The sequence below is a fragment of the Streptomyces blattellae genome (assembly GCF_009709555.1).
Classification (GTDB): Bacteria; Actinomycetota; Actinomycetes; order Streptomycetales; family Streptomycetaceae; genus Streptomyces; species Streptomyces blattellae.
In genome coordinates this window covers 1-599 of the sequence record NZ_WJBG01000063.1, presented here as the reverse complement: position 1 = coordinate 599, position 599 = coordinate 1, and the positions used below count along the sequence as shown (strand labels likewise).

Annotated in this window: 1 pseudogene; it reads right to left on the bottom strand. The window is 67.4% G+C overall.

Annotation, left to right across the window (positions count from 1 at the left end):
* Positions 1-599 (bottom strand): annotated as a pseudogene (locus GFH49_RS39220) (ADP-ribosyltransferase); the annotation flags it as partial.

Sequence of the window (599 nt, the reverse complement as noted above, 5' to 3'; positions counted from 1 at the left end):
TTCCATGCCTGGCCCATCGCCTCCCAGCCGCCGAAGCCGACCAGCGTGCCCAGGCCCTTGATGGTGCCCCAGAGGCCGTCGACGATCAGGCCGTCCCAGACGAAGGACTTCACCCAGTGGCCGACCTCGTACCAGTGATGCTTCTCCTCCACCGGGTCACCCCAGGGAAGCTGGGCGTTCGCCATGTCCCCGGCGCTGAACCCGTACTGGTCCGTGCGGTCGGAGCCGTCTCCGGCGACCATCTGCGTGCCGCCCCACAAGGCGGTGATCTTGTTGTGGCAGGTGCGTTCCGCCGCCCAGAACGCCGCCACCGTCTCGGTGATCTCGTCCCGGAGCTGATTGTGCTCCTCGACCTTGTCCCCGTCGTACTCCCACTCGTCGTCATCCCGGACCGAGTCGACGAACGCCGTCGCGTCCGCCTTCAGCTGCTCCAGCCTGTCGACCAGCGGACGGATCTCCGTCGCATACGACGACAACGCGCCGGAGACGGTTTCCAGGTCGTCGGCGAAGGCGTCCGCGCGGTCCTTGACCGGCTGCGTCGTCGCGAACAACTGCTCCGCCTCCGGAGCCGTGTAATACGCCGACAGGCCCTGGAACTG